22 protein-coding genes are annotated in these 22,057 nt (G+C 71.8%); 12 read left to right on the plus strand and 10 right to left on the minus strand.

The window, feature by feature from the left end; all coding sequences use genetic code 11:
* Positions 1 to 141 precede the first annotated feature (141 nt).
* On the minus strand, positions 142 to 513 hold the full coding sequence (locus AB1578_03175) for a response regulator (GenBank protein ID MEW6486900.1): 372 nt from the start codon (positions 511 to 513) through the stop codon (positions 142 to 144).
* Between the two features lie 435 nt (positions 514 to 948).
* On the opposite strand from AB1578_03175, the gene AB1578_03180 reads away from it, so the two are divergent.
* Entirely contained in the window at positions 949 to 2,247 is a 1,299-nt protein-coding gene (locus AB1578_03180) for an HD-GYP domain-containing protein (GenBank protein MEW6486901.1), read from the plus strand.
* A gap of 9 nt (positions 2,248 to 2,256) precedes the next feature.
* On the opposite strand, the gene AB1578_03185 is transcribed toward AB1578_03180, so the two are convergent.
* Positions 2,257 to 2,931, minus strand: a complete 675-nt coding sequence (locus AB1578_03185; GenBank protein ID MEW6486902.1) for a DUF554 domain-containing protein — start codon at positions 2,929 to 2,931, stop codon at positions 2,257 to 2,259.
* 173 nt (positions 2,932 to 3,104) lie between these two features.
* Between AB1578_03185 and AB1578_03190 the strand changes: the two genes are divergently transcribed.
* The 5 genes from AB1578_03190 to AB1578_03210 all read left to right on the plus strand — a co-directional run bounded on the left by AB1578_03190 (position 3,105) and on the right by AB1578_03210 (position 9,846).
* Entirely contained in the window at positions 3,105 to 3,905 is an 801-nt protein-coding gene (locus AB1578_03190) for a hypothetical protein (protein ID MEW6486903.1), read from the plus strand.
* A gap of 13 nt (positions 3,906 to 3,918) precedes the next feature.
* Complete coding sequence (locus tag AB1578_03195) at positions 3,919 to 4,833, plus strand: mechanosensitive ion channel family protein (protein MEW6486904.1); 915 nt, start codon at positions 3,919 to 3,921, stop codon at positions 4,831 to 4,833.
* A gap of 81 nt (positions 4,834 to 4,914) precedes the next feature.
* Positions 4,915 to 6,090 (plus strand): hypothetical protein, encoded by a 1,176-nt coding sequence (locus tag AB1578_03200; GenBank protein ID MEW6486905.1) that lies wholly within the window; start codon positions 4,915 to 4,917, stop codon positions 6,088 to 6,090.
* Between the two features lie 146 nt (positions 6,091 to 6,236).
* Positions 6,237 to 6,965, plus strand: a complete 729-nt coding sequence (locus tag AB1578_03205; GenBank protein MEW6486906.1) for a ZIP family metal transporter — start codon at positions 6,237 to 6,239, stop codon at positions 6,963 to 6,965.
* Positions 6,966 to 7,164: 199 nt separating this feature from the next.
* Positions 7,165 to 9,846, plus strand: coding sequence for a PAS domain S-box protein (locus AB1578_03210; GenBank protein MEW6486907.1), 2,682 nt, complete (start codon positions 7,165 to 7,167; stop codon positions 9,844 to 9,846).
* 187 nt (positions 9,847 to 10,033) lie between these two features.
* Here the strand turns inward: AB1578_03210 and AB1578_03215 are convergent, their stop codons facing one another.
* From AB1578_03215 to AB1578_03240, 6 genes are all read right to left on the minus strand, one after another.
* Positions 10,034 to 12,211, minus strand: coding sequence for a xanthine dehydrogenase family protein molybdopterin-binding subunit (locus tag AB1578_03215; GenBank protein MEW6486908.1), 2,178 nt, complete (start codon positions 12,209 to 12,211; stop codon positions 10,034 to 10,036).
* Positions 12,212 to 12,213: 2 nt separating this feature from the next.
* On the minus strand, positions 12,214 to 12,660 hold the full coding sequence (locus AB1578_03220) for a (2Fe-2S)-binding protein (protein ID MEW6486909.1): 447 nt from the start codon (positions 12,658 to 12,660) through the stop codon (positions 12,214 to 12,216).
* 110 nt (positions 12,661 to 12,770) lie between these two features.
* Positions 12,771 to 13,763: an amidohydrolase family protein gene (locus AB1578_03225; GenBank protein MEW6486910.1), complete on the minus strand. Its 993-nt coding sequence runs from the start codon at positions 13,761 to 13,763 to the stop codon at positions 12,771 to 12,773.
* Positions 13,760 to 13,963: a hypothetical protein gene (locus tag AB1578_03230; GenBank protein ID MEW6486911.1), complete on the minus strand. Its 204-nt coding sequence runs from the start codon at positions 13,961 to 13,963 to the stop codon at positions 13,760 to 13,762. The genes AB1578_03225 and AB1578_03230 overlap by 4 nt, the downstream gene beginning before the upstream one ends.
* Positions 13,960 to 14,691 (minus strand): rhombosortase, encoded by a 732-nt coding sequence (gene rrtA / locus AB1578_03235; GenBank protein ID MEW6486912.1) that lies wholly within the window; start codon positions 14,689 to 14,691, stop codon positions 13,960 to 13,962. Before rrtA ends, AB1578_03230 begins: the two co-directional genes overlap by 4 nt.
* Before the next feature lie 79 nt (positions 14,692 to 14,770).
* On the minus strand, positions 14,771 to 16,897 hold the full coding sequence (locus AB1578_03240; GenBank protein ID MEW6486913.1) for a VIT and VWA domain-containing protein: 2,127 nt from the start codon (positions 16,895 to 16,897) through the stop codon (positions 14,771 to 14,773).
* Between the two features lie 171 nt (positions 16,898 to 17,068).
* On the opposite strand from AB1578_03240, the gene AB1578_03245 reads away from it, so the two are divergent.
* From AB1578_03245 to AB1578_03265, 5 genes are all read left to right on the plus strand, one after another.
* On the plus strand, positions 17,069 to 18,559 hold the full coding sequence (locus AB1578_03245) for a sigma 54-interacting transcriptional regulator (GenBank protein MEW6486914.1): 1,491 nt from the start codon (positions 17,069 to 17,071) through the stop codon (positions 18,557 to 18,559).
* A complete protein-coding gene (locus AB1578_03250) occupies positions 18,556 to 19,158 on the plus strand; it encodes a DNA-3-methyladenine glycosylase (GenBank protein MEW6486915.1) in 603 nt (200 codons plus the stop codon). Before AB1578_03245 ends, AB1578_03250 begins: the two co-directional genes overlap by 4 nt.
* 3 nt (positions 19,159 to 19,161) lie before the next feature.
* Positions 19,162 to 19,482: a helix-turn-helix transcriptional regulator gene (locus AB1578_03255; GenBank protein ID MEW6486916.1), complete on the plus strand. Its 321-nt coding sequence runs from the start codon at positions 19,162 to 19,164 to the stop codon at positions 19,480 to 19,482.
* A 225-nt stretch (positions 19,483 to 19,707) separates the two neighbouring features.
* On the plus strand, positions 19,708 to 19,935 hold the full coding sequence (locus AB1578_03260) for an addiction module protein (protein MEW6486917.1): 228 nt from the start codon (positions 19,708 to 19,710) through the stop codon (positions 19,933 to 19,935).
* Positions 19,932 to 20,234, plus strand: coding sequence for a type II toxin-antitoxin system RelE/ParE family toxin (locus tag AB1578_03265; GenBank protein MEW6486918.1), 303 nt, complete (start codon positions 19,932 to 19,934; stop codon positions 20,232 to 20,234). Before AB1578_03260 ends, AB1578_03265 begins: the two co-directional genes overlap by 4 nt.
* Before the next feature lie 51 nt (positions 20,235 to 20,285).
* Here the strand turns inward: AB1578_03265 and AB1578_03270 are convergent, their stop codons facing one another.
* Entirely contained in the window at positions 20,286 to 20,435 is a 150-nt protein-coding gene (locus AB1578_03270) for a hypothetical protein (protein ID MEW6486919.1), read from the minus strand.
* A gap of 119 nt (positions 20,436 to 20,554) precedes the next feature.
* On the opposite strand from AB1578_03270, the gene AB1578_03275 reads away from it, so the two are divergent.
* Positions 20,555 to 20,782, plus strand: coding sequence for a hypothetical protein (locus AB1578_03275; GenBank protein MEW6486920.1), 228 nt, complete (start codon positions 20,555 to 20,557; stop codon positions 20,780 to 20,782).
* 7 nt (positions 20,783 to 20,789) lie between these two features.
* On the opposite strand, the gene AB1578_03280 is transcribed toward AB1578_03275, so the two are convergent.
* A complete protein-coding gene (locus AB1578_03280; protein MEW6486921.1) occupies positions 20,790 to 21,827 on the minus strand; it encodes a glycosyltransferase family protein in 1,038 nt (345 codons plus the stop codon).
* Between the last annotated feature and the right edge of the window lie 230 nt (positions 21,828 to 22,057).

The following is a 22,057-nucleotide window of genomic DNA, read 5'->3' on the forward strand; positions in this document are numbered from 1 at the left end:
AGAACCCCAGGTCCATCTGCGCCCACCACCAGATGATCCTCCCACGCATCATCAAAGGCTGAGCGCCGTCGCGCTGTACCGCGAAGCAAGGGCCCGGCTCCCAGGAGCCGGGCCCTTGTCTTGCGTCTGCCCGCAGCGAGGTCACTCGGGGGGGTGGGCCAGGGCCGCCCGAACCCGCTCCAGGAGCTCTTCGGGCTCCACGGGCTTGAGCACGAACCCCTGCACGCCCAGCGCCCGGGCGCGGAGCACCGTGGCGTGGTCTCGCTGGGAGGAGAGAACCAGGATCGGGACCCCGCTGCTCTTCCGGCTGGCACGGAAGCGCTGGATGAACTTCAGCCCGTCGAGGTTCGGCATCTGGATGTCGGTGACCACGAGGACGTAGACGTTTCGCAGCGCCAGGCGTACGGCCTCGAGGCCGTCGGCCGCCTCGTGGCAGACGAGTCCCGCCCCTTCGAGAGTGGCGCGCACCATTCGGCGCACCAGGGCGCTGTCGTCCACCACCAGGACCTGCACGAATTTCCTCCTGCCCCCATTGCTCTATCGGCGCGGCCACCAAATTCCAACACCAAATTCTTGGGGCGGGTTCCGGGAGTCCTGGCCATTGGTCAGGGCCCCGTACCGCCTCGACCGAACCTCAGCAGCGAGGCCGAAAGCGGGGGGCTCGGCGCCCCGGCTCCCTCGGCTACGCTGCCTCCGAACATCGCGGATTGCGGGGCGGAGCGCAAGGGCTCCCGGAACCCGCTTGCCACCGAGGTGGCGGATCGTGGGCCGCCGCTGCCCTCGACGTGGGGGGACGCCGCCGGCCTTTCACTCCTCACTCCTCACTCCGCGTTCCCCGTTCGCCCTCGTCCGAGCCTCCCCTTGAGCCCGCCCTCCTTCGTGCCGATCCGTAGAACTGGCGCCGGCACCGCACGACGCGCCCGGCGGGTCCGGGCTCGGGGGAACCCCGTGATCAAGAAGATTCGCAGCCAAGACCTGGAAGTCGGCATGTTCGTGACCGACTTCAACTCGCCCTGGCTCCAGCACCCCTTTCTCACCAACCGCAAGACCCTGCGCAGCCCGCGCGACATCCAGATCGTGCTCGACCAGGCAATCGACGAAGTCTACATCGACACCGCCCGGGGAAGGGACAGCTCCAAGGCGTACCATCCGGAGGAAGCCGACCAGGTGTTGCGGCAGCGCCTCAAGGAGGAGCTGGCGGAGGTCGCCGAGCCGGCCACGGGGTCACCCACCCGGCAGGAAGAGGAGATCCCCTTCGAGGAAGAGCTACGCAAGGCAAGGGAAGTGTACGAAGAAGCGCGGGCTTCTGTGCAGAAGGCCTTCGCGGACGTTCGCCTGGGCAAGGTTCCCGACGGGGAGCAGGCCCGCCAGTCGGTGACGAAGATGATCGAGTCGGCGTTCCGCAACCGCGACGCCTTGCTGAGCCTTTCGCGGATCAAGAGCTTCGACGACTACACCCTGCACCACTGCCTCAACGTCGGCGTCCTGGCCATTCACCTGGGGGCTCACCTGGGCATCCTCCACGAGGAGCTCCTGCGGCTGGGAATCGGGGCCATCCTCCACGACCTGGGAAAGGTGCGCCTGCCGCCGGAGCTCGTGAAGAAGAAGGGCGCCCTCCACCCCAGGGAGTTCGAGCTGATGAAGACCCACGCGGCCCACGGAGCCGACCTGATGCTGCGGTGCCCGACGATCCCCGACGAGTGCTCCCTGGTGGCCCTCAATCATCACGAGCGCTACGACGGAAGCGGGTACCCGCGCGGGCTCGCCGGGCTCGCGGCGGGCAAGTTCGGCCTCATCGCAGCCATCGCCGACGTGTACGACGCCATGACCACGGAGCGCGCCTACCGCCGGGGCGTGACTCCCGGCCACGCCCTCAAGCGCGCGTACGAGTGGGCGGGCTCGCTGCTGCACCCCATCTATGTGCGCAAGTTCATCCAGTGCCTTGGGATCTACCCGGTGGGCTCGGCGGTGCGCCTCGACACGGGCGAGACGGGCGTGGTCGTGCGCCAGAACCGCGACCAGTTGCTGCGCCCCTGGGTGCGGGTGATGAAGAACTCAGACGGGCGCCCCCTGCCCTACCCGGTGGACCGGGACCTCCGGGAGACCGGCGAGGCGGGGGACAAGCCCTGCGCCCGGAGCATCGAGCGGGTCCTGGACCCCCGGGACGTGGGCGTCGACCCCGAGCAGGCCCTGGCGCTGCGGTCGAACGTGGCGGGAAGCGAGCGCCTCCGGGTGGTCCTGGGCTGAGGCCGGAACTCACACCCACAGCGCCGCGGCGATGGCGTAGAAGAGGGCGGGCATGAGGTTGCCCGTGCGGATGGCGGCGAGACCCAGCAGGTTGATGCCGATGCCCAGGATGAGGAGCCCGCCCGTGCCCGAGACCGCATCGAGGACCTCGGGCCGCTGGAGGAAGGCGAGCTGGGACGCCAGCAGGGTCACCGTGCCCTGGGCCAGGAGTACAGAGCCGGCGGAAAACGCGACGCCGATCCCCAGGGAGGACCCGAGCGCCACCGACGCGACCCCGTCGAGGAGCGACTTGACGTAGAGGGTCGAGGGGTCGCCCACGGTCCCGTCCTGGATCGACCCCACGATCATCATGGCGCCGGTGCAGTACAGGATCGACGCCGAGACGAACCCCTGGACGAAGGTCCCCGACTCGGACCCCACCCGCCGCCGCAGCCAGCCCCCCAGGCGCGTGAGCCCCTGCTCGATCCGCAGCGCCTCGCCGGTGACCGCCCCCAGGAGGAGGCACCCGATGGAGAGGAGAGGGCGGCCGCCCGACAGCGCCATCTGCATCCCGACGAAGAGGACCGAGACCCCCAGGGCCTGCATGAGGATGGACTGGAAGCGCTCGGGCATCCGCCGCCCCGCGCACACACCCACCAGGCTCCCCGCCACCACGGCCCCCGTGTTCACCACCGTCCCGAGCACCCCGCACCTCCCCTCCCCCGCCACCTCTTCCAAAGGGCGTGGATGATACGCGCCGGCCCGGTCCGAAGCCAGAGCCGGCGCCGACGCTCCGCGGGGTTTACTTCGGGGCGCCTCCTGTTGCATAAGAGTCGACACTCCCGCGCCTACCCCCTCACCCTACGGCAGAGTCCGCCATGACGAAGAACCCCGCTGCCCCCAAACCCTGGTGGGGCGAATATACCCTGGAGGACGGCCAGACCGGCCGCTGGCGCATCGGAGCCCTCACCCTGTGGGCGCAGCGCCGCACGGGCGAGTGGCGCCTGGCACACGGGAGCACCAACGATCCCTTCGACGACGCCGTGAGCGTCGAGGTCCCGTGTCGAGAGGCCATCCCGAGCAAGGACCTCACCGCGACGCGCTACGGCATGAAGCACACAAATGGCGCCCTGGCCCTGGAACCGGCGCTCCCCGACCGGGCGGTGGTGTCGCGCCCCGACACCCCCTTCTACGTGCTGGCGGGCGAGGAGGTCCGGCTCTACATCAGCACCCCGATCTGGGTGCGGGTGGGCTCAGGAGGGCGAACGCTCCTCGAGGTGCCGGTCTACCGCCCCTCCGACACCTGGTTCGGACCCTCGACCCGGGAGGGGGAGGTCTGCTACGACACCCGCACGACCTGCCGCACCGAGCTCTCCGAGGTGCCCCGCCGTCCCCACCGGGCCGTGGCCGCGGTGCGCATCCGCAACCGCACCGAAAAGCCGGTGCTCATCGAGCGCCTGAACCTCCCCGTGCCCTTCCTCTCGGTCTACGCGTCGCCCCCGGGCACCCTGTGGACCCAGGGCGTCACCCTGGAGATGGTGAGCGACGGGGGCACGGCGGAGCTCCGCATCGACAAGGGGCCCCCCCCGGAGGCCCAGGGAGCCGCCCTGGTGAGCGGGCCCCGGGAAGACGCGGACAAGAACCTCCTGGTCCGGGCCTTGAGCGCCCTGATCGGGTGAGGGAGGAAGCCACGTGAACCAGGTCCTCGACATCTTGCGCGATTGGCTGGCCAGCGGCCGCCTCGTCGCGGCGTTCCACGCGCTCGTCATCCTCGTATTGGGGCTTCTGGTCACCCGGCTCGTCAGCCGCAACGTGGGCCGCCTGGTGACCCGCTACTTCGGCCTCCAGCAGGGCGCGCTCGCCCGGCGCATCAGCTACTACGGCTTGGTCGTCCTGGTGATCATCTCGGTGCTGCGCGAGCTCGGGTTCGAGCTCACGGTGCTCCTGGGGGCGGCCGGCGTGCTCTCGGTGGCCCTGGGCTTCGCCTCCCAGACCTCGGCGTCGAACCTCATCAGCGGCCTCTTCCTCATGGCGGAGAAGCCCTTCGTGGTGGGGGACCTCATCACGGTGGGGGGCACCACGGGCGAGGTGCTCTCGGTGGACCTGCTCTCGGTGAAGCTTCGCACCTTCGACAACCTCTTCGTGCGGGTCCCCAACGAGACCATGGTGAAGGCCGAGATCACCAACCTCACCCGCTTTCCCATCCGCCGGCTCGACGTGAAGGTGGGGGTGGCCTACAAGGAGAACGTGGGCCGGGTAAAGGAGGTGCTCCTGGAGGTGGCCGAGAGGAACCCTCTCTGCCTCGAAGAGCCAAAGCCGCTCATCCTCTTCCTCGGGTTCGGCGACTCCTCGCTGGACTTCCAGTTCTCGGTGTGGGCGGTGCGCCAGAACTTCGTGGAGCTGCGAAACACCATCCACACGGGCATCAAGGAAGCCTTCGACACGGCCGGCATCGAGATCCCCTTCCCCCACCGCAGCCTCTACGCGGGAAGCGTCACCGACCCCTTCCCCGTGCGGGTGGTAGGAGGGGCGGTAGCCCCTCGCGACGACCGGGAAGAGCCGCCCCCGCCCCCCGCGGACCCCGACGGCAGCCCCCGATACCCGTAGAGGCCCACGCCCCCGACGGGATATACTCCCCGCACGAAACGGGGGACGACGAGCGCGCGGCTGCGCGCCGGAGGAGCATTCATGTCTCGGTGGCTCGGACGAAGGCGGGCAGCCCTGCCCGTTCTCTTTCCCGCGGTACTGCTCGCCCTGCTCCTGGCCTTGGGCGCCGGGGGGTGCGGAAGCGACGACTGGAGCGAGGACGACGGATCTCCCCGCCCGCCGCCCCGGGGCTCCCTGACGGTGGAGCTCGCCGGGGAGCCGAGCGTGACCTACGACCCGGCCAGGGGCCGGACCACCGTGGTGGTGCAGTTCATCGCCCGGGGGGCCGACGGGGTGCCCCTGGCGCCCTCGGATCTCGCCGTGGAGATGCTGGTGGACGGCGAGCCGGTGGACAACGAGTCGGTGCTCCAGGAGAGCTCCCAGGAGCTCGCCGCGAGCGTCCTCTACGCCCTGGTCCTCGACGCCAGCGGCTCCATGCTCCGGCACACGCCCCCCGCCTTCGGCCCCATGAAGGAGGCGGCGCGCAAGAGCGTGCAGGATGGACGCGACCTCTGGCAGGACCGGCCCGGCACGTTTGCCTGGGACGTTTGCTGGTTCAACGACGTGCTCTTCCACCGCCAGGGCACCTGGAACCCTGCCGACCTCTCCGCCATCCCCGACCCGCTCCTCGAAGCCGCGACCAAGCTCTACGCCGCCGTGCAGTTCATGGCCCGGGAGATGGCCGACGCCCACGAGGCCGGCACGGCCGCGGGCGCCCGGGACCAGCACATCCTGGTGATCCTCTCCGACGGGGCCGACAACCTGAGCGGGTTCGACAACAGTATGAGCGCCGTCGAACCCAGCGCTCGCGTCCCCCCCTCGACCGAGACGACCTCGACCAACGCCGCCTACGAGCGCTTCGGGTGGCCGACCACGACTCTCGACGGCGCCCTCGACGCCATCCGGGCCCACCCGCGGCTCACGGTGCACGTGCTCGCCCTGGGCTCCGAGTTTCGACCGGGGGATCTGGACAACCTGGGAAAGATTGCCCAGGCCGGGGGAGGGCAACTGCTCGTGAACCCGTCGAGCGACGCCTCCGCCCAGCTCTTCGACCGGGTCACCCGGGAGTTCAGCACCCTCCAGACCCGGGGAGCGGCCATTCCCCAGCAGTCCGGCGATTACGACTTCACCCTGCGGGTGGAGGGTGTCACGTTCACGGGTCAAGGGACCCAGACCTTCCGGTACCGGGCGGGGCCCGGGGCGCAGCTGCTTCCGTAGCATGTTTCGAAGCGAAAATGTTGTCGCGCGGTGAGGCGGGGGCTGGGGCCACGGGACGGACGGGCGAACGTCCCTTCGTTCGCCCCATCCTCCCCCGGTCTGCGCCCGCCCCGCGCTTCACGTCTCACGCCCGGGCCTGAGCGTCCATGGACCCCCTGCTCCCCGTCATCTCCATCTCGGTGCTGGGGCCCGTCCTGGGCTCCCTGATCGGGGTGCTGCGCGTCCCGAGTGAGCGCTTCCTCTACAACATGATGAGCTTCGCCGCCGGGGTGATGCTCGCCATCTCGTTTCTGGAGCTCATCCCCGAGAGCCTCACGTTCTGCTCCGTGCCCCTGTGCGCCCTGGGCATCGGGACCGGGGCGGTGGCCATGTTCGGCCTGGACAAGCTCCTGCCCCACCTCCACCCGGAGCTCTGTGGGCAGGAGCAGGGCCGAAACCTCAACAAGACCGCCGTCTACCTGCTCCTGGGGATCTTCCTCCACAACTTCCCCGAGGGCATGGCCATCGCGGTGGGCTCGGTGTCCGACTCCCGGCTCACCTACGTCATCGCCGTGGCCATCGGCATCCACAACGTGCCCGAGGGCATCTGCACCTCGGCGCCCTACTTCCACGTCACCGGGAAGCGGTTCAAGGCCTTCCTGGTGAGCGCCTCCACCGCCCTGCCCATCGTGGCCGGCTACCTGCTGGGCCGCGCCCTCTACCAGGCGATCCCGCCGGAGTTCGTGGGGTTCCTGATCGCGGCCACCGCCGGGGTCATGGTCTACATCTCGGCCGACGAGCTCATCCCCGCCTCCTGCTTCAAGCTCAGCAGCCACAGCACCATCTTCTCCCTCATCGCCGGCGTGGTCTTCGTGGTGCTCCTGGGGAGCATCTGACCCGGATCCTCCTCCGATGTCGAGTGCCACTCGGGAAAGCGAAGCAGAGAAGTTTCGCTGCCGGCGTACCCGACCGTGCAGAACGTACACCCAAGGGCCGTTAAGGGGCATGGTCGCGCAATCTGGACAGGAGAACCTCCTCGAGACCCACGGGAGCCAGACCGGCTCTCCGGCCGCCGCAAGGACCCGAGTGAACGCCATGGACGACCCGAAGTCGGCCACCGCCAACGCCGCTGTACCCACCGCCTTGCCCGGGGTGGCCTGGTCCGCTCTCGACTCCCTCCCGGCCCCCCTCTGGTGGGCCGATGCCGACGGCAGGCTCCTCTACGCGAACCGGGCTGCCTGGGAGGCGTGGGGGCGGTTCCCGCAGGAGGTCGCGGCCCTGAACGCCGCGGACCTCTACCCGGGCTTTCCCTCCCGGCGGCACCCCGAGACGTGGGCGCGGCTCCAGGCCAGGGGAAGCCTGACCTTCGAGGCCGAGCGGCAGGGAGCGGGGGCAGAGGGCCGGAGGGCGCTGCTGGAGGTAACGGTCCGGCACTGCACCTGGGACGGGCTCGAGTACGTGAGCGCCCTGGCCCGGGACGTGACCGAGGAGCGGCGCACCGAGCGGGAGCTGCGGGAGCGGGAGGAACGGCTGCGCGTCATCTTCGACACCTCCCGGGCGGCCATCCTCCTGGTGGATGCGGGCGGCGCGATCACCTTCGCCAACCGGCGCGCCGCCCAGATGTTCGGGTGGCCACTGGAGCAGTTCATCGGATCGACCTACCCCTCCCACGTCCACCCTTCCGAGCGGGAGCCCGGCGACGCCCGCATGCGCCGCCTCATCGCCGGCGAGCTCGACCACGTCTCCATCGAGCGCCGTTACGTAAGGGCCGACGGGACCGACTTCTGGGGGTATCTCACCGGGCGCCGGCACGTGGACGCCGAGGGCAACCTCGTCTCCCTCGTGGGGGTCATCGCGGACATCACCGAGCGCAAGCAGGCGGAAGAGGCCCTGCGGGCGAGCCAGGAGCGCTACCGCGGCCTCATCGCCCTGGCCGCCGACGCCATCCTGCACGGCGATCCCAATGGAAGAATCATCGGCGCCAACCTGAGCGCCACGGCCCTCACCGGCTACGGGGCCGAAGAGCTCATGCAGCTCGAGAGCATCGCGGGCCTCTTCTCCGAGGAGGAGCGGCAGCGAGTGCCCCTGCGCTACGACCTCCTGCGGGAGGGGAAGACGGTGCGCAGCGAGCGCTTGCTCACCCGCAAGGACGGCTCCACGGTGCCCATCGAGATGAACACCCGGATGATGCCCGACGGTACCTTCCAGACCGTCATCCGGGACATGAGCGAACGCAAACAGGCCGAAGACGTGCTGCGCGCCAGCGAGGAGAAGTTCGCCAAGGCCTTCAACCGCGCGCCGGTCCTCATCGCCATGAGCGCCCTGGAAGACGGCCGCTACCTGGAGGTCAACGACACCTTCTGCGAGGTCTCGGGCTTTTCCCGGGAAGAGGCCGTGGGCCACACCTCGGTGGAGCTCGGATGGATCGCGCCCCCGGACCGGCAGCGGCTCGTGGCGCAGTTGCGGGAACGGGGCCGGGTGACGGACCTGGAGCTCGCCCTCACCGCCAAGGACGGGCGCCGCGTCCACTGCCTCTACAGCGGCGAAGTCATCACCGTGGACGGCGCGCCGCGCCTGCTCTCCATCGCCGTGGACGTGACCGAGCAGGCCCGCCTCAGGGAAGATCTCTTCAAGGCCCAGCGGCTCGAGTCCCTCGGGGTCCTTGCCGGAGGCCTCGCCCACGACTTCAACAACATCCTCACCGGAATCCTCGGCAATCTCTCCCTGGCTCGGGTCCTGGTGGGAGGGGAGCACTCCGCCTCGCGACGGCTCGGGGAGTGCGAGAAGGCCGCCGTGCGCGCCGCCGACCTCACCCGGCAGCTCCTCACCTTTGCCCGGGGCGGCGCGCCGGTCCGGAAGATCGTGGAGGCCGCCGCCCTGGTGGAGGAAGCGGTTTCCTTTGCACTGGGGGGCTCGAACGTGAGGGGCCTCACGGAACTCCCCCCCGACCTGTGGCGCCTCCACGCCGACGAGGGCCAGCTCAGCCAGGTCCTCCACAATCTGCTCCTGAACGCGAAGCAGGCCATGCCCTCGGGCGGCACGGTGACCGTGCGGGGGAGCAACGTCTGCCTCGACACCCCGCGGGCGGGGCCCCTCCCGCCCGGCCGCTACGTGCGCATCGAGGTCCGGGACACCGGCACCGGCATCCCGCCCGACGTCATCGGCCGGGTCTTCGACCCCTACTTCACCACCAAACCCGGCGGCACCGGCCTGGGTTTGAGCTCCGTCTACTCCATCGTCCGGCGCCACGGGGGAGACGTCCGGGTCTCGTCGTCCCCCGGCGAAGAGACGGTTTTCGTGGTCCATCTCCCCGCCGCCGGAGAGGAATGCCACAGGCCGGCCGCCGCGCCGCCCGAGCACCCCGCGCCCTGCCAAAGCAGAGGGCGGGTTCTGGTGATGGACGACGAGGAGATGATCCGGGAGCTGGCGACGGGCATGCTCGAAGCCCTGGGCTACACGGCGCTGGCCTGCCCGGACGGCGCCGCCGCGGTCGACGCCTACCGGCAGGCCCGGGAGGCGGGCACCCCCTTCGATGCCGTCCTCCTCGACCTGACGGTGCCGGGGGGCATGGGGGGAAAGGAAACGGCGGCGCAACTCCTCGCGATCGACCCCCAGGCCCTCCTGATCGTCTCGAGCGGCTACTCCAACGACCCGGCGGTGGCGGAGCACCGCGCCGCAGGCTTCGCCGGGGCGGTGGTCAAACCCTACTCGCTCGACCGCCTCTCCCAGGAACTCCTGCGTCTCCTTCGCGCCCACCCCGCCAGAAGCCCCGGGTAAGCCTCGGCAGCCGCCCGAACCACCCAGGATTTCCCTCGGGGTGATGCTGGGCGGCGGCGGGGCAGCTGGGCGGCACGGCGGCTGGACGGCCTATCGGCCAGGACGTCGGCGGGCCTCCTCGGGAAATCCCTGACCTCGCCGTTTCCGCGGCACGCAGATCCAGCCCTGGGCGTGACGCGGGCCCGCCCTACCCCGGCTGGGCTTCCCGCACGCGCTGCGGGGTCAGGGGCAGGCGCCGCAGGCGCTTGCCGGTGGCGGCGAACACGGCGTTGGCCACCGCCGGGGCGATGGGGGGCACCCCCGGCTCCCCCACGCCGCTCGGGGGCTCCCGGCTCGGCACCAGGTGGACCTCCACGTCGGGGGAGCCGGAGAAGCGCACCAGGGGGTAGTCGTCGAAGTTCGCCTGCCGCACCCGGCCCTGGTCGAAGGTGATCTCCCCGTGGAGCGCCGCGGAGAGCCCGAAGACGATCCCGCCCTCCATCTGGGCGGCCACGGTGTCGGGGTTGACCACGTGCCCGCAGTCCACGGCACACACCACGCGGTGCACCCGAATCCGCCCCTGCCCATCCACGCTCACCTCGGCCACCTGGGCCACGTAGCTCCCGAAGGACTTGTGCACGGCAATGCCCCGGCTCCGGCCCGGGGCGGGCGGGGCGCCCCACCCGGCGCGCTCGGCCGCGAGCTCCAGCACCCCCCGATGGCGGGGATGGTCGGCCAGGAGGGCCCGGCGAAACTCGTAGGGGTCTTTGCCGGCCGCCGCGGCCAGCTCGTCGAGGAAGCACTCCACCACGAAGGCGGTGTGGGAGTGGCCCACCGAGCGCCACCAGAGAACCGGTACCGGAAGCCGGGGGCTGTGCAGTTCCACCAGCACGTTGGGGATGGCGTAGGGCAGGTCGGCGGCGCCCTCCACCGAGGTCTCGTCCACCCCGCCCTTGACCATATGCGCCTCGAAGGGCGTGCCGGCCAGGATCGACTGCCCCACGATCCGGTGGTGCCAGGCCACGGGCCGACCCTCGGCGTCCAGGGCGGCGGAGAGCCGGTCGTACCAGAAGGGCCGGAAGTAGCCGCCCCGGGTGTCGTCCTCCCGCGTCCAGACGACCTTGACGGGGGCCTGGGCGGCCTTGGCCACGTGCACGGCCTCCACGACGAAGTCCGAGGCGGGGTTTGCGCGCCGGCCAAAGCCCCCGCCCAGGAGGAGCGTGTGCAGGCGCACGCTCTCCGGGGGCAGGCCCGCCGCGGCAGCGGCGGCGTTGCGGTCGGCGGTCTGGAACTGGGTGCCGGTCCAGATCTCGCAACGGTCGGCCCGCAGGTCCACGGCGCAATTCAAGGGCTCCATGGTGGCATGGGCCAGGAAGGGGACCTCGTACTCGGCCTCCAGCTTCACCGCGCCCCTGGCCAGCGCCTCGGCCGGCTCGCCAGACTTCCGGGACACGGCTCCCGGCGCGCGGGCGAGCCCGGCGTAGCGCTGCCGCAGGCCCTCTGAGGACAGCTCGGCCTCCGGGCCCGGCTCCCACTCGACCCGCAGGGCGTCCCGGCCCGCGAGGGCGGCGTGGAAGCCCTCTGCCACCACCGCGACCCCGCTCGGCACTGGGGCCACGAGCCTCACCCCGGGAATCGCCCGGGCCCCCTCGGCCTCCAGGCTGCGGACCTTGCCCCCGAACGTGGGAGGCCGCACCACCACGGCGGTGAGCATGCCGGGCTGCACCGCGTCGATGCCGAACACGGCCGTGCCGCCCACCTTTGCCGGCGTGTCGAGGCGGGGCAGGGGCTTGCCGATGAGCCGGAAATCCTTGGGATCCTTGAGCGCCACGTCGGCGGGCACGGGCAGCCGCGACGCCTCTTCCGCGAGGGCGCCGTAGCGGGCCTCGCGGCCCGAGGCCGGGTGCCGCACGCGGCCGCCCTCGGCGCGGCACTCGGCGGCAGGCACGCCCCACTGGGCAGCGGCCGCCGAGACCAGCATGGTCCGGGCCGCGGCCCCGACTCGGCGCAGGGGCTCCCACGAAGAGGGGATGCTGGTGCTGCCTCCCGTGCCCTGCATGCCCCACCAGAAGTGGTTGTACACCGCGGCCACGGGCGCGGCCTCGAACCGCACCCGAGACCACTCCACCTCGAGCTCCTCGGCCACCAGCATGGGAAGCGAGGTACAGACCCCCTGCCCCATCTCGGAGTGGTGCACCACCACCGTGACGAAGTCGTCGGCGCCGATGCGGGTCCAGGCATTGGGATCCGGCGGCGCGGCCTTTGCCGCCTCCTCGGCCCCGCGGGCCCCGCCCGAGGGCAGGTACACGCCCAGCACCAGGCCGCCGCCCAGGAGCGCCCCCGCCTTGAGGAAGTCCCTGCGTCCGAGCTTTACGATGGCCGCCACGGTCAGCTCCTTTCCGCCGCCCGCCGGATCGCCCTGCGGATCCGGGGGTACGTGCCGCACCGGCAGAGGTTGGCATCCATCGCCCGGTCGACCTCGGCCGGGGTGGGCCGCGGGTGGGCCGCGAGGAGCGCCGCCGCGGCCATGACCATGCCCGGCTGGCAGTACCCGCACTGGGGCACCTCCTCGGCGATCCAGGCCCGCTTCACCGGGTGGTCCTCGGGCAGGCCCTCGATCGTAAGGATCTTCTTGCCCTGCACGGAGCCCGCCGGAAGCTGGCAGGTCTTGGTAGCCATCCCGTCCACGTGCATGGTGCAGGCCCCGCACTCCTCGATGCCGCACCCGTACTTGGTCCCGGTAAGGCCCAGGCGCTCCCGCACCACCCACAGGAGCGGGGTCTCGGGATCCACTTCCAGCCGGTGCACCGTTCCGTTCACGTCCAACGAGATCATGGCCCGCACCCTTTCCCGCGGCGTCGGCCGCGGAACCGTTGGGACACCCACGGCACGGAGGGTAGCCCCTACTCCCGCCGCCGCAAGGGCCGCAAGGGGCTGACGCCGGGTCAGGGGAGTGGGAGCAGGCGCGCCGGAGCCTCGAAGACGACTTGGGGAACGCCCAGGGCGCGCTTGAGGGCGACGTCGCGGTCCCAGGGGTTGGGGATGCGGGCGAGCTCCCGAGCCTTTGCAAGCCCGAGCCTGGGGGCGAAGAACCAGGGGGTGACGAGGGAGGTGGCGATGAGCGGCATGTCGGTGCCGTAGAGGAGGCGGCCCCGGAAGGCAGGCTCCCCCAGGAGCCGAGCCAGGGCGCCGGGGTGGTTGACCTGGGTGAGGCTCGAGACGTCGGCCCACAGGTTGGGGTGCTCCCGGGCCAGCGCCGCGAGTCGGCGGAAGTTGGGGTGCCGGTCCGTGCTGCCCGCAGCGGCGCCGTGGGCGGCGACGACGGTCACGCCCAGCCTCAGGGGGAGCCGCAGGCGCTCGGGATCGCCCAGGTCGTCTCGGGAGCGGGTGAAGGAGCGCTCGGTTCCCGTATGGCTGAGGAGCGGCAGGCCCAGTTCCGCCAGGCGCCGGTAGAAGGCGGCGTGGCGGGGGTCGGCCGGGTCGATGCCCTGGATCGGGGGAAGCCACTTCACGAGCACCGCACCCCGGGCCGCCGCCTCGTCCAGGCGCTCCAGGGCGTCGCGCCGCAGGGGGTTCACGCTCGCCCCGAAGAAGAGGTTGGGGCAGCGCGCGGTCTCTTCTGCCACGAACCGGTCGGGCACGTAGACCTCTGTGGCGGTCTCGTCCAGCCTGCCCCACGCGTCCACGGCGCCGTCCAGCGCCAGCACCACCGCCCCCGAAACCTCTCGGGATGCGGCCAGGCGCTGGGCGAGGCGGGAGATCACCAGGGCGTCCCCCTCCCGCCGCAGTTCCTCCTCGGTCACCCCGTAGGCCCGCAGGTAGACGCGGAACCGGGGGCTCCGGCGCAGCCGGTCCGAGACGCGGCAGCCGCTCCCCCCGGCGCCGATGCCCGCGGCATGGCAGTGGAGGTCGATGACCGGAGCCGGGGCCGCGCTCACAGGGACCCCAGGAGGGCGTGGACGAGCCGCACCGCGTCGGGGGCGCCCAGGCGGAGCGCGTCGCCCACGGCCCGCGCGCACTGGGCCAGGAAGTGCCCCGCAGCCCCCAGGCCCACCGCCCCGGCCGCCGCCGCTGCGAGGCGCTCCGGCCACGCCGCTCCCCCGGGCCTCCTCGCGCCTTCTCTTGCCGTGCCGCTCATCGCTGGGCTCCCGCGGAGGTTCGCCCGCCCGTTCGAGTCTGCCTTGCGTGAGACTGCTCTTCCCCAGCACGATCACGGAACCGGCGAACCACCCGGAGCGCCCCGAAGGCCCCCAGGCCCCCGAGCACCCCTCCCAGGTGGCACGCCACCACCGGCACCCCCATGAGGCCGAAGTGGAGCGCCGAGAGGAAGGCCCGGCCGGCGGCGAGCTCCCAGGCGGACTTGGCGACCACGAGCCCCAGGCAGAGCGCCCCGGTGCGCCGGTCCCCTGTGTCCCGGGAGGCGAGCCCCTCGGCCCCCGAGACGGCCAGGAGGCCGTGGGCCGTGCCCGAGAGCCCGCACAGGCCCACGGCGTAGAGGTCGGGTGAGAGCGCGAGCGGCAGGAGCATGCTCCCCGCCCACGCGCCGAGCACGTAGACGAGCCGCCCCGCCCGGCCCGGCTCCCGCAGGCCGGCGTAGAGGAGGAGGAACCCCGCTCCGTCGAGGAGAAGGTGGTACCAGCTCACGTGGGCGAAGGGGTGGGTGAGCAGCCGCCACCACTGCCCCTCGGCGACCCGGACGGGCAGGAAGACCAGGGCCTCCGCCACGGCCCCCCAGAACACCGGCAGGCTTGCCGCCAGCGCCAGGAGGCCGAAGGCCCAGAGCTCGGCGGCGGGACCGCCGGGGCGCGCCGGGGCGCGAGGGAGTTGCCGGGCAGGGGCGGCGGGGGAGGCAGCTGAGGTCGTCATCTTCTCGAACCTCCTGCCCCTCCGGCGCGGGCCGGAGGGACGGTTTCATGCTGGCGATCCTTCGCGGCCAAGGCCGCTTCTACCCGCGCTCCTTCTTCCGGCGGCGGGCGAGCCACGCGGCGAGCCCGACGAAGAGGGGCCCGACCGGACCCGAGCCGATGCCGATGTCGAAGCCGGAGCGGCGCCGGGCCTCCGGAGAGGGGGCGGGGGCGGCGGTGGGGGGGGCGGCGGCGACGGCGGGGGCCGGCTGGGAAGGCGCGGCCTGCTTTGCGGCCTCGGGGCCCAGGCCCGCCACGGCCCGTTCCCGGATGGCGTCGAGACCCGCCCGGAGCCGCTCCTGGGCCTTGCGGTCGCGCTCCACCAGGAGGGCGTTCTTCCGCTCGATCTTCCAGCGCCGGTACTCGGCGTCGTCTTCCAGCACGATGAAGCTCGTGTACTCGGTGGCGATGGAGTGGGCCTCCCCCAGGCGCACCACCTCGTCCACTACCGCCTGACGCGACCCGCCGCGGTCGGCCTCGCGAAGCAGGCGGTCGATGCGGTGCCAGGCCCACATGCGCTCCAGCTCGGGGTTGTCCCGCTCTTCCCCCGGGAGCTCCAGGGTCGCGGAGCGCTCCAGCCGGACGCCGCGGATCTCGCCGGTGAGCGTCACCCGGGGGGAGCCGCCCTTGGGGTAGCGGCCGTACACCCGCACCGGAGCCCCGTGGTAGAGGCTGGGGAGCACCGGGGGCTCGAGATCGGTCACCTCGACCCCCTCGAACGCGAGCGCCAGCCCCGTGGCCACGGGGTGCTGGAGCTTGCGGCGGAAGGCCCGGGCCTGGCGGGCGAAGTCGTCCCCGGGGGAGAGAAAGGCCGCCAGCCCCCCGGAGTCCCGGGCGAGCTGTTCGAGGAGGGGGCGGTTCACGTCGTTTCCGACGCCGATGCAGAAGACCCGGGTGTTGCCCGGCCGGGTGCGGATGAGCTCGGCCAGGGCGGTGCGCTCGCGCTGCTCGGTGAGCCCGTCGCTCAGGACCACCACGTTGAGGGTCCGGTCGGCGTCCCGGTACTTGTAGGCCGTGGTGAGGGCAGGGTTGAGCACCGTGCCGCCCCGGGCCTGCTGGCCGGCCAGGAACGCCTCGGCCCGGGCGAGGCTCGCGGGCCCGGCGGCCTCGAGCCGGTTGAAGAGGGTCGCCGGCTGCACGTTGAAGGCCAGGAGCTCGAAGCGGTCCTTCTCTCCCAGCTCCCGGAGGAACGCCCCCACCGAGTCCTTGGAGAGCAGGAGCTTGCCCCCGTCCCCCATGCTCCCGGAGACGTCCAGCAGGAAGACATAGTCCATGCCCTCGTCCAGGGCCGCGGCGTCCTCCCCGGCCGTGAGGGTGAGGCAGAAGGTGCCGTCGGCCGGCCCCTCCCGGTGGGCGAGGAGGTCGATCCCCGTGCGGGGGCGCGCCAGCCGGTAGGCCACCACCACGTCCCGGTCCAGGTTCGTGCCGGCCACCCGCTCCAGGCTCGCCTGCCAGAAGTGCTCCGAGTGCCGCGCCGCCACCACCTCGGCCCCGTGGCTGGGGCTCTCCAGAGCGACGATGGGCACCGGGGACTTGGCGTCCAGGGTCAAGGCGAAGCGCCCCGAGGTGCGGGCGTCGGCCCCGGACCGGGTCGCGGTGGCAAGGGGGTAGACGTAGGTGGCCCAGTCGTGGTCCGCGTCGAGCTCCTGGTAGTAGGTGATCTGGATGCGCTGTTCGGCCTGGGGACCGATGGGGAAGACCCGCATCTCGAAGGTCCGGTAGTCCACCTGCTCCAGCAGGCCGGGGTCGCGGCGGGTCTGCTTGTAGCTCTCGTAGATCTGGCGGGCGCGCTCCTTCTCGAGCACCTCGCCGACCATCTCCACGCCGTTGATCCACATGCTGAAGTTCGAGACCGAGGCCCCCCGGGGCACGGGGAAGGTGTACAGGGCCTCCACCTGCCGGCGCTCGGTGTTGCGGAAGATCTGGTTTACCGTGGTCACCGCGACCCCGTTGTTCACCGTGACCGAGACCTCGTGGTCCACGATCTCCAGCACGCCGCCGAAGCCGCCGTCGGCGACCAGGAGGCCCGCGGCCCGGGCGGGGCTAGTGGCCGCGGCGCCCATCTGCAGGGCCAGGACCGTGAGGGCCCCGGCCCACCAGCAAAACGGGGACCGGTGCCTTCGGGGTGGGGTGGACGGTGTGCGTCGGTCTCTCTCGGGGCTTTGCATGGCACCCTCCTTTGCTGCGGGTTGGGGTTGCCTCCTCCCCATCGCAAGGGGCGTGCCCCCCGTCGGCGAGGACCGCAACGGCGCGCCGGCGCTGCACTTTCGCGCCGCACGGGGAGAGCGCCTCGGCCTCCTCCGTTGACATCTGGTGCAGGGCGCCCGTACATTGCGTGCATGGCACCCCTGACGGCTCCCGACCGCGACTTCTTCCGCCTGGTCTCCCGGGCGGCCTTCGTGAACCCCTTCAGCCGGGAGCGCGAAGAGCTCGACCGGGCCATCGCCGGGTGGGTGGGGGAGGGGCCGCCGGAGGCCGTGCTGGCCCGGGCCGTCCGGACGGTAGGGGAGCGGGTGGCGGCGCTGGAGGAGAAGGGGCCCCTGCGCCCGGGCGCCTTCGGGGCCGAGGACGGTCCCCTGGTGGAGGCGGCGGTCCTCTTCGACGCCTTCCACCGACACGTGGCGGACCTGGACGGCCTCATCCGCGACCAACTCGCCGGGGGCGAGACCCCCTGCGCCGTGCCCTTTGCCCGGGACGCCCTGGGGCTCCTCACCCGCCGGGGCATTGCGGCCCCCGAAGCCCGCCGCACCTTCGCCTTCTTCTACCAGCTCCGGCGCGCCTTCTACTTCATCGACCGGAGCCTGGTGGGCCGGTGCGCCTCCATGGGGGAGCTGCGCCGGCATCTCTGGAACGACGTGTTCACCGCCGACACCGGGTGGTACGGCCGGCGCCTCTGGGACCGGATGGAGGACTTCTCCACGCTGCTCCTGGGGGAGACCGGCACGGGCAAGGGGAGCGCCGCGGCCGCCATCGGGCGCTCCGGCTTCATCCCCTTCGACGAGCGCATGGGGTGCTTTTCCGAAAGCTTCGCCCGGAACTTCATCGCCTTGAACCTTTCCCAGTTCCCCGAGTCCCTCATCGAGTCGGAGCTCTTCGGCCACCGCAAGGGGGCCTTCACGGGGGCGGTGGACCACCACCAGGGGGTCTTCGCCCGCTGCACCCCCCACGGGGCCATCTTCCTCGACGAGGTGGGCGACGTCTCGGTGCCGGTGCAGATCAAGCTCCTCCAGGTCCTCCAGGAGCGCACCTTCTCCCCGGTCGGCAGCCACGAGCGCCTGCGCTTCCGGGGTCGGGTGATCGCCGCCACCAACCGCCCGCTCGACGGCCTGCGCCGGGACGGGCGATTCCGGGACGACCTCTACTACCGCCTGTGCTCCGACGTGGTGGTGGTGCCGCCGCTTCGCCGGCGGCTGGCCGAGGACCCCCGGGAGCTCGGCCTCCTGGTGGCCCACCTCGCCGCCCGGGCCCTGGGGGGGGAGGAGCCCGAGATCGCCGCCGCGGTGGAAGAAGCCCTGGCCCGGGATCTGCTCCCCGCGTACCCCTGGCCCGGTAACGTGCGGGAGCTCGAGCAGGCCGTGCGCCGGGTGCTCCTCACCGGCTCCTACCGGGGGGAGGCGGGGGCCGCGACCGATGACCTGCGCGCCCGGCTCCTGGAGGGGATCGACGGGGGGACCCTGGACGCCCGGGAGCTCCTCCAGGGCTACTGCGCGCTCCTCCACGGCCGCTGGGGCACCTACGAGGAGGTGGCCCGCCGCACGGGCCTCGACCGAAGAACGGTGAAGAAGCACGTGCTCGCGGCCGCCGGGGGCCGGGGGGAGGACGGGGAGTGACGCGCCGGCTCGGGAGGGCGTTCTTCGCCCGCCCGGCGCTGGCCGTGGCCCGGGACCTCCTGGGCACGAGGCTCGTGCGCTTGGCGGGAGGGACCCGCCTCTCGGGGACGATCGTCGAGACCGAGGCCTACGTGGGGACCGAGGACCTGGGGTGTCACGCCAAGGCGGGCCGCACGGCGCGCAACGACACCATGTGGGGCCCCCCCGGCCACGCCTACGTCTACTTCACCTACGGGATGCACTGGATGCTCAATGCCGTCACCGAGACCGACGGGCATCCCGGCGCCGTGCTGATCCGGGCCATCGCCCCGGAGGAGGGGGTGGAGGAGATGGGGCGGCGGCGCGCCCGACCGGGGCGGCCTGGCCCCCCGGACCGGGCCCTGGCCGACGGCCCCGCCAAGCTCTGCCAGGCCCTGGGCATCAGCGGAACTCTCGACGGCGCCGACCTCTGCGCCCCCGGGGCCGAGCTCTTCGTGGAGGAGGGGGCGCCCGTGCCCGACGCCCAGATCATCACGGGCCCCCGGGTGGGGCTCAACTCGGTGCCCGAGCCCTGGAAGAGCGTACCCTGGAGGTTTCGGCGGGCGCCGGGGAGGGGGTGAAAGATGGCAACCGACCGAGACGACCCCGTGCCCTTCGACGCAGGACAATTCGTGGCCGAAAGACTCGAAGATCCCGCGTTTCGCAGCGCATACGAGGCAACCGAAGAGGAATTCGCTGCCCTCGACGTACTCCTCGAGGCGCGCCACAAGGCGGGGCTCTCCCAAGAGCAGGTCGCCGTGCGGATGGGCATGAAGCAGTCCTCCCTGGCGCGGATCGAATCGTCGCTGACGAGTCGCAAGCATGCTCCGTCGCTCTCGACGCTGCGGCGATACGCCGAAGCTCTCGGATGCGAGCTCGAAATTCGACTCGTCTCCAAGCCGTAGCCGGGTGTGTCGGCGAAACCGCCGCACCGCAAGCCATGAACCGGCCCCAATCCCATCCGTGTTGAGGAGCGCACGCCCGCGCCCCACCGCCGATCCCATCGCCTTGGTGCGTCGCGCCGCACCCTACACGGCTGGCCGCAACGCTCCATGCTTGCCGGTGGAAACCGCCGGTGTTCACTGCTATGTTGAAGGCCGCATGCGCTTGCACGAGAGGAGAACATCCCCATGCCGCTGGCACCCCAGGAACTCGAGGCCGCTGCCCTGACGCTTCCCCGGTGCGATCGTGCCCGCCTTGCACAGCGACTGCTCGAAAGCCTCGATGAAGACAGCGAGGTGGAGCAGGCATGGGCAGCTGAGGTCGAGCGCCGGCTCGATGAGCACGACCGCGGCCAGGTCCAGGCGATTCCCGGCGAAGAGGTCTTCGCCAAGGCTCGTGCGCGGCTGCGGGGGTGAGAACCTTCTTCTTCCTGCACGAGGCAAGCGAGGAACTGTCGGAGGCAGCGGCTTGGTACGAGGAGCAGTCGTCCGGCCTGGGCTCCGAATTCCTCGCTGAGGCGCACCAAGCCGTCGGGTTGGCGGCCGCCTCCCCAAGCATCGGGTCGCCGTACCGAAAGGGGACTCGGCGCCTCCTGCTGAAGACCTTCCCGTTCAGCGTGGTGTACCGAGAAGACCATCGCTTCATCCTCATCGTCGCCATCGCCCACCATAAGCGGCGGCCGGGGTACTGGCGGGGAAGGGTTCTCCGACCTTAGCGGACCCACGGACCCTTGAAGTACGTCGCGTACGTCCGGCAGCGTCCACGGTCAATGCATGTGGATGCGCGCCCCGTAGCGCACCGTCGCCGATCCCACGTACTCCAGGAGCTTCTCCCGATCCCGCCGGCTGCGGTAGATGTCCTTGCGCTCGTTGCCCCGCGAGGTCACGTGGTAGAACGCCCCGGAACCTCGATCCACAGTGGCCTGCTCATGCGCCCCTCCACCCCTGCCGCCCAGCCCTCTTCACCTCTCGGCCTCCCGAACTGTCAGATGTTGAGGCCTGACCCCGGGATTTGCCGGGGTTTGTGGCGGGGTTTGTGGAACGGGCACACCAAGAAGGGCTCCAACAAGGGCTCCAGCAAGGGCGCCGGCAGGTCCAGACCCAGGGCGAAGCCGCCTTCCTCCTGCGCCAGGCCGAGCGCAAGTTAGGCCCGGTCCCTGGGAAGTACCGGACCCGCGTGCAGGCAGCCGATGCCCCAACTCTCCTTCGCTGGGGCGAGCGGATTCTGACGGCCGGGACCATCGACGAGGGGTTCGAGGACTGACGCGTCTTCACGCGCCCGAGAGGAGCGCTTCGAGTCGGGCCAGGAGGGCGCGGTTGTCGGACCGGGGGTAGGCGGCGAGGCGCTCCCGGTACTCGGGGAGGCGATACAGAAAATCCCCAAGAACCTCGGGGGTGAGACGGCGGCCGTTTCGCCCCAGGCCCGTCTCGTCGAGGAGGAAGGCGTTGAGCTCCTGCTCGAACGGGCCCTTCATGGGAAGGGCGAGGTAGGGCTTGCCCAGGTGCAGGGCCTCCCCCAGGAGGGTGAAGCCCGCGGTGGCCACCACGGCCTTGCAGGAGACAAGGTCAGAGAGAAAGCCCTCCCGGCTCGGGGGCCGAAAACCCAGGTTGCCCTCCTCTCCGGTCCGGCCGGCCCCGTACACGACGAACCGCTCCCGGCGGAGCTCCGCCAGTCGGGCCAAGGCCGATGCGGAACCCCGGGTCAGGTACACGAGCACGTGGTCCCCCGAAGCCGGCTCGGCCTCCCGCACGTCCCGCGGCAGGATGGGTGGAAAGAGAAGTGCGCGCGCGTTGCGCACCCGGCCGAAGTAGAAGGTGGTCACCAGGGCTGCGTCGGGGCGGGGGATGATGGCCCGTACCACGGCCCGGGCCAGGGCTGCCTCGCCCGCGAGGCGCCGGGGGACCGGGTGGCCCACGTAGCGCAGCAGGTGCTGGTTGTCCACCGTGATGAGGGGCAGGCCGTACCGGCGCGCCAGGTGGGCCGTCATGGGCTCGAAGTCGGCAAGGGCGGCCTCGGGCCGCCAGCCCTCGAAGACCTCGGACGCCAGCGCCTGGAGCCGGCGGCGCCCCTCGGGGACCTGGGCCAGGTTCTCCCATACCGTGCGCACCTTCGAGACCCGGTTGTCTGCCGTGGCGAAGTGAAGCCCCTCGGTCTCGAACACCCGGAACTCCCCCCCGAGCTCCCGGCACCCCCGGCCGTAGCTCACCACCCACAGGTCGTGGCCCCGGGCCCGCAGGTGGCGCAGCACCTCGCGGCTGCGGGCCGCGTGCCCCGACCCCTCCCCCGAGACGCCGTAGACGATGCGCATGGGTCACCTCGGCCATGCCCGCCCCCAGGCCCCCGGGCCGGGGGGCCTCCATCGCCGCGTCCACCACCGCCAGGGCGGCGAACTCGGTGGCCCGCCCCGCGTTGAGGTATCGGAACCGGAACCGGGCGAAGGTGCGCTCGGGGAGGCCGAGCTCCGGGAGGGGCTCGTCGAGGAGCACGTAGGCGGCGGCGTGGCCGTCCAGGAGCGAAAGGAGCTCCAGCGCCCCCCGG

Source organism: Thermodesulfobacteriota bacterium (genome assembly GCA_040756475.1).
Taxonomy (GTDB): domain Bacteria; phylum Desulfobacterota; class Deferrisomatia; order Deferrisomatales; family JACRMM01; genus JBFLZB01.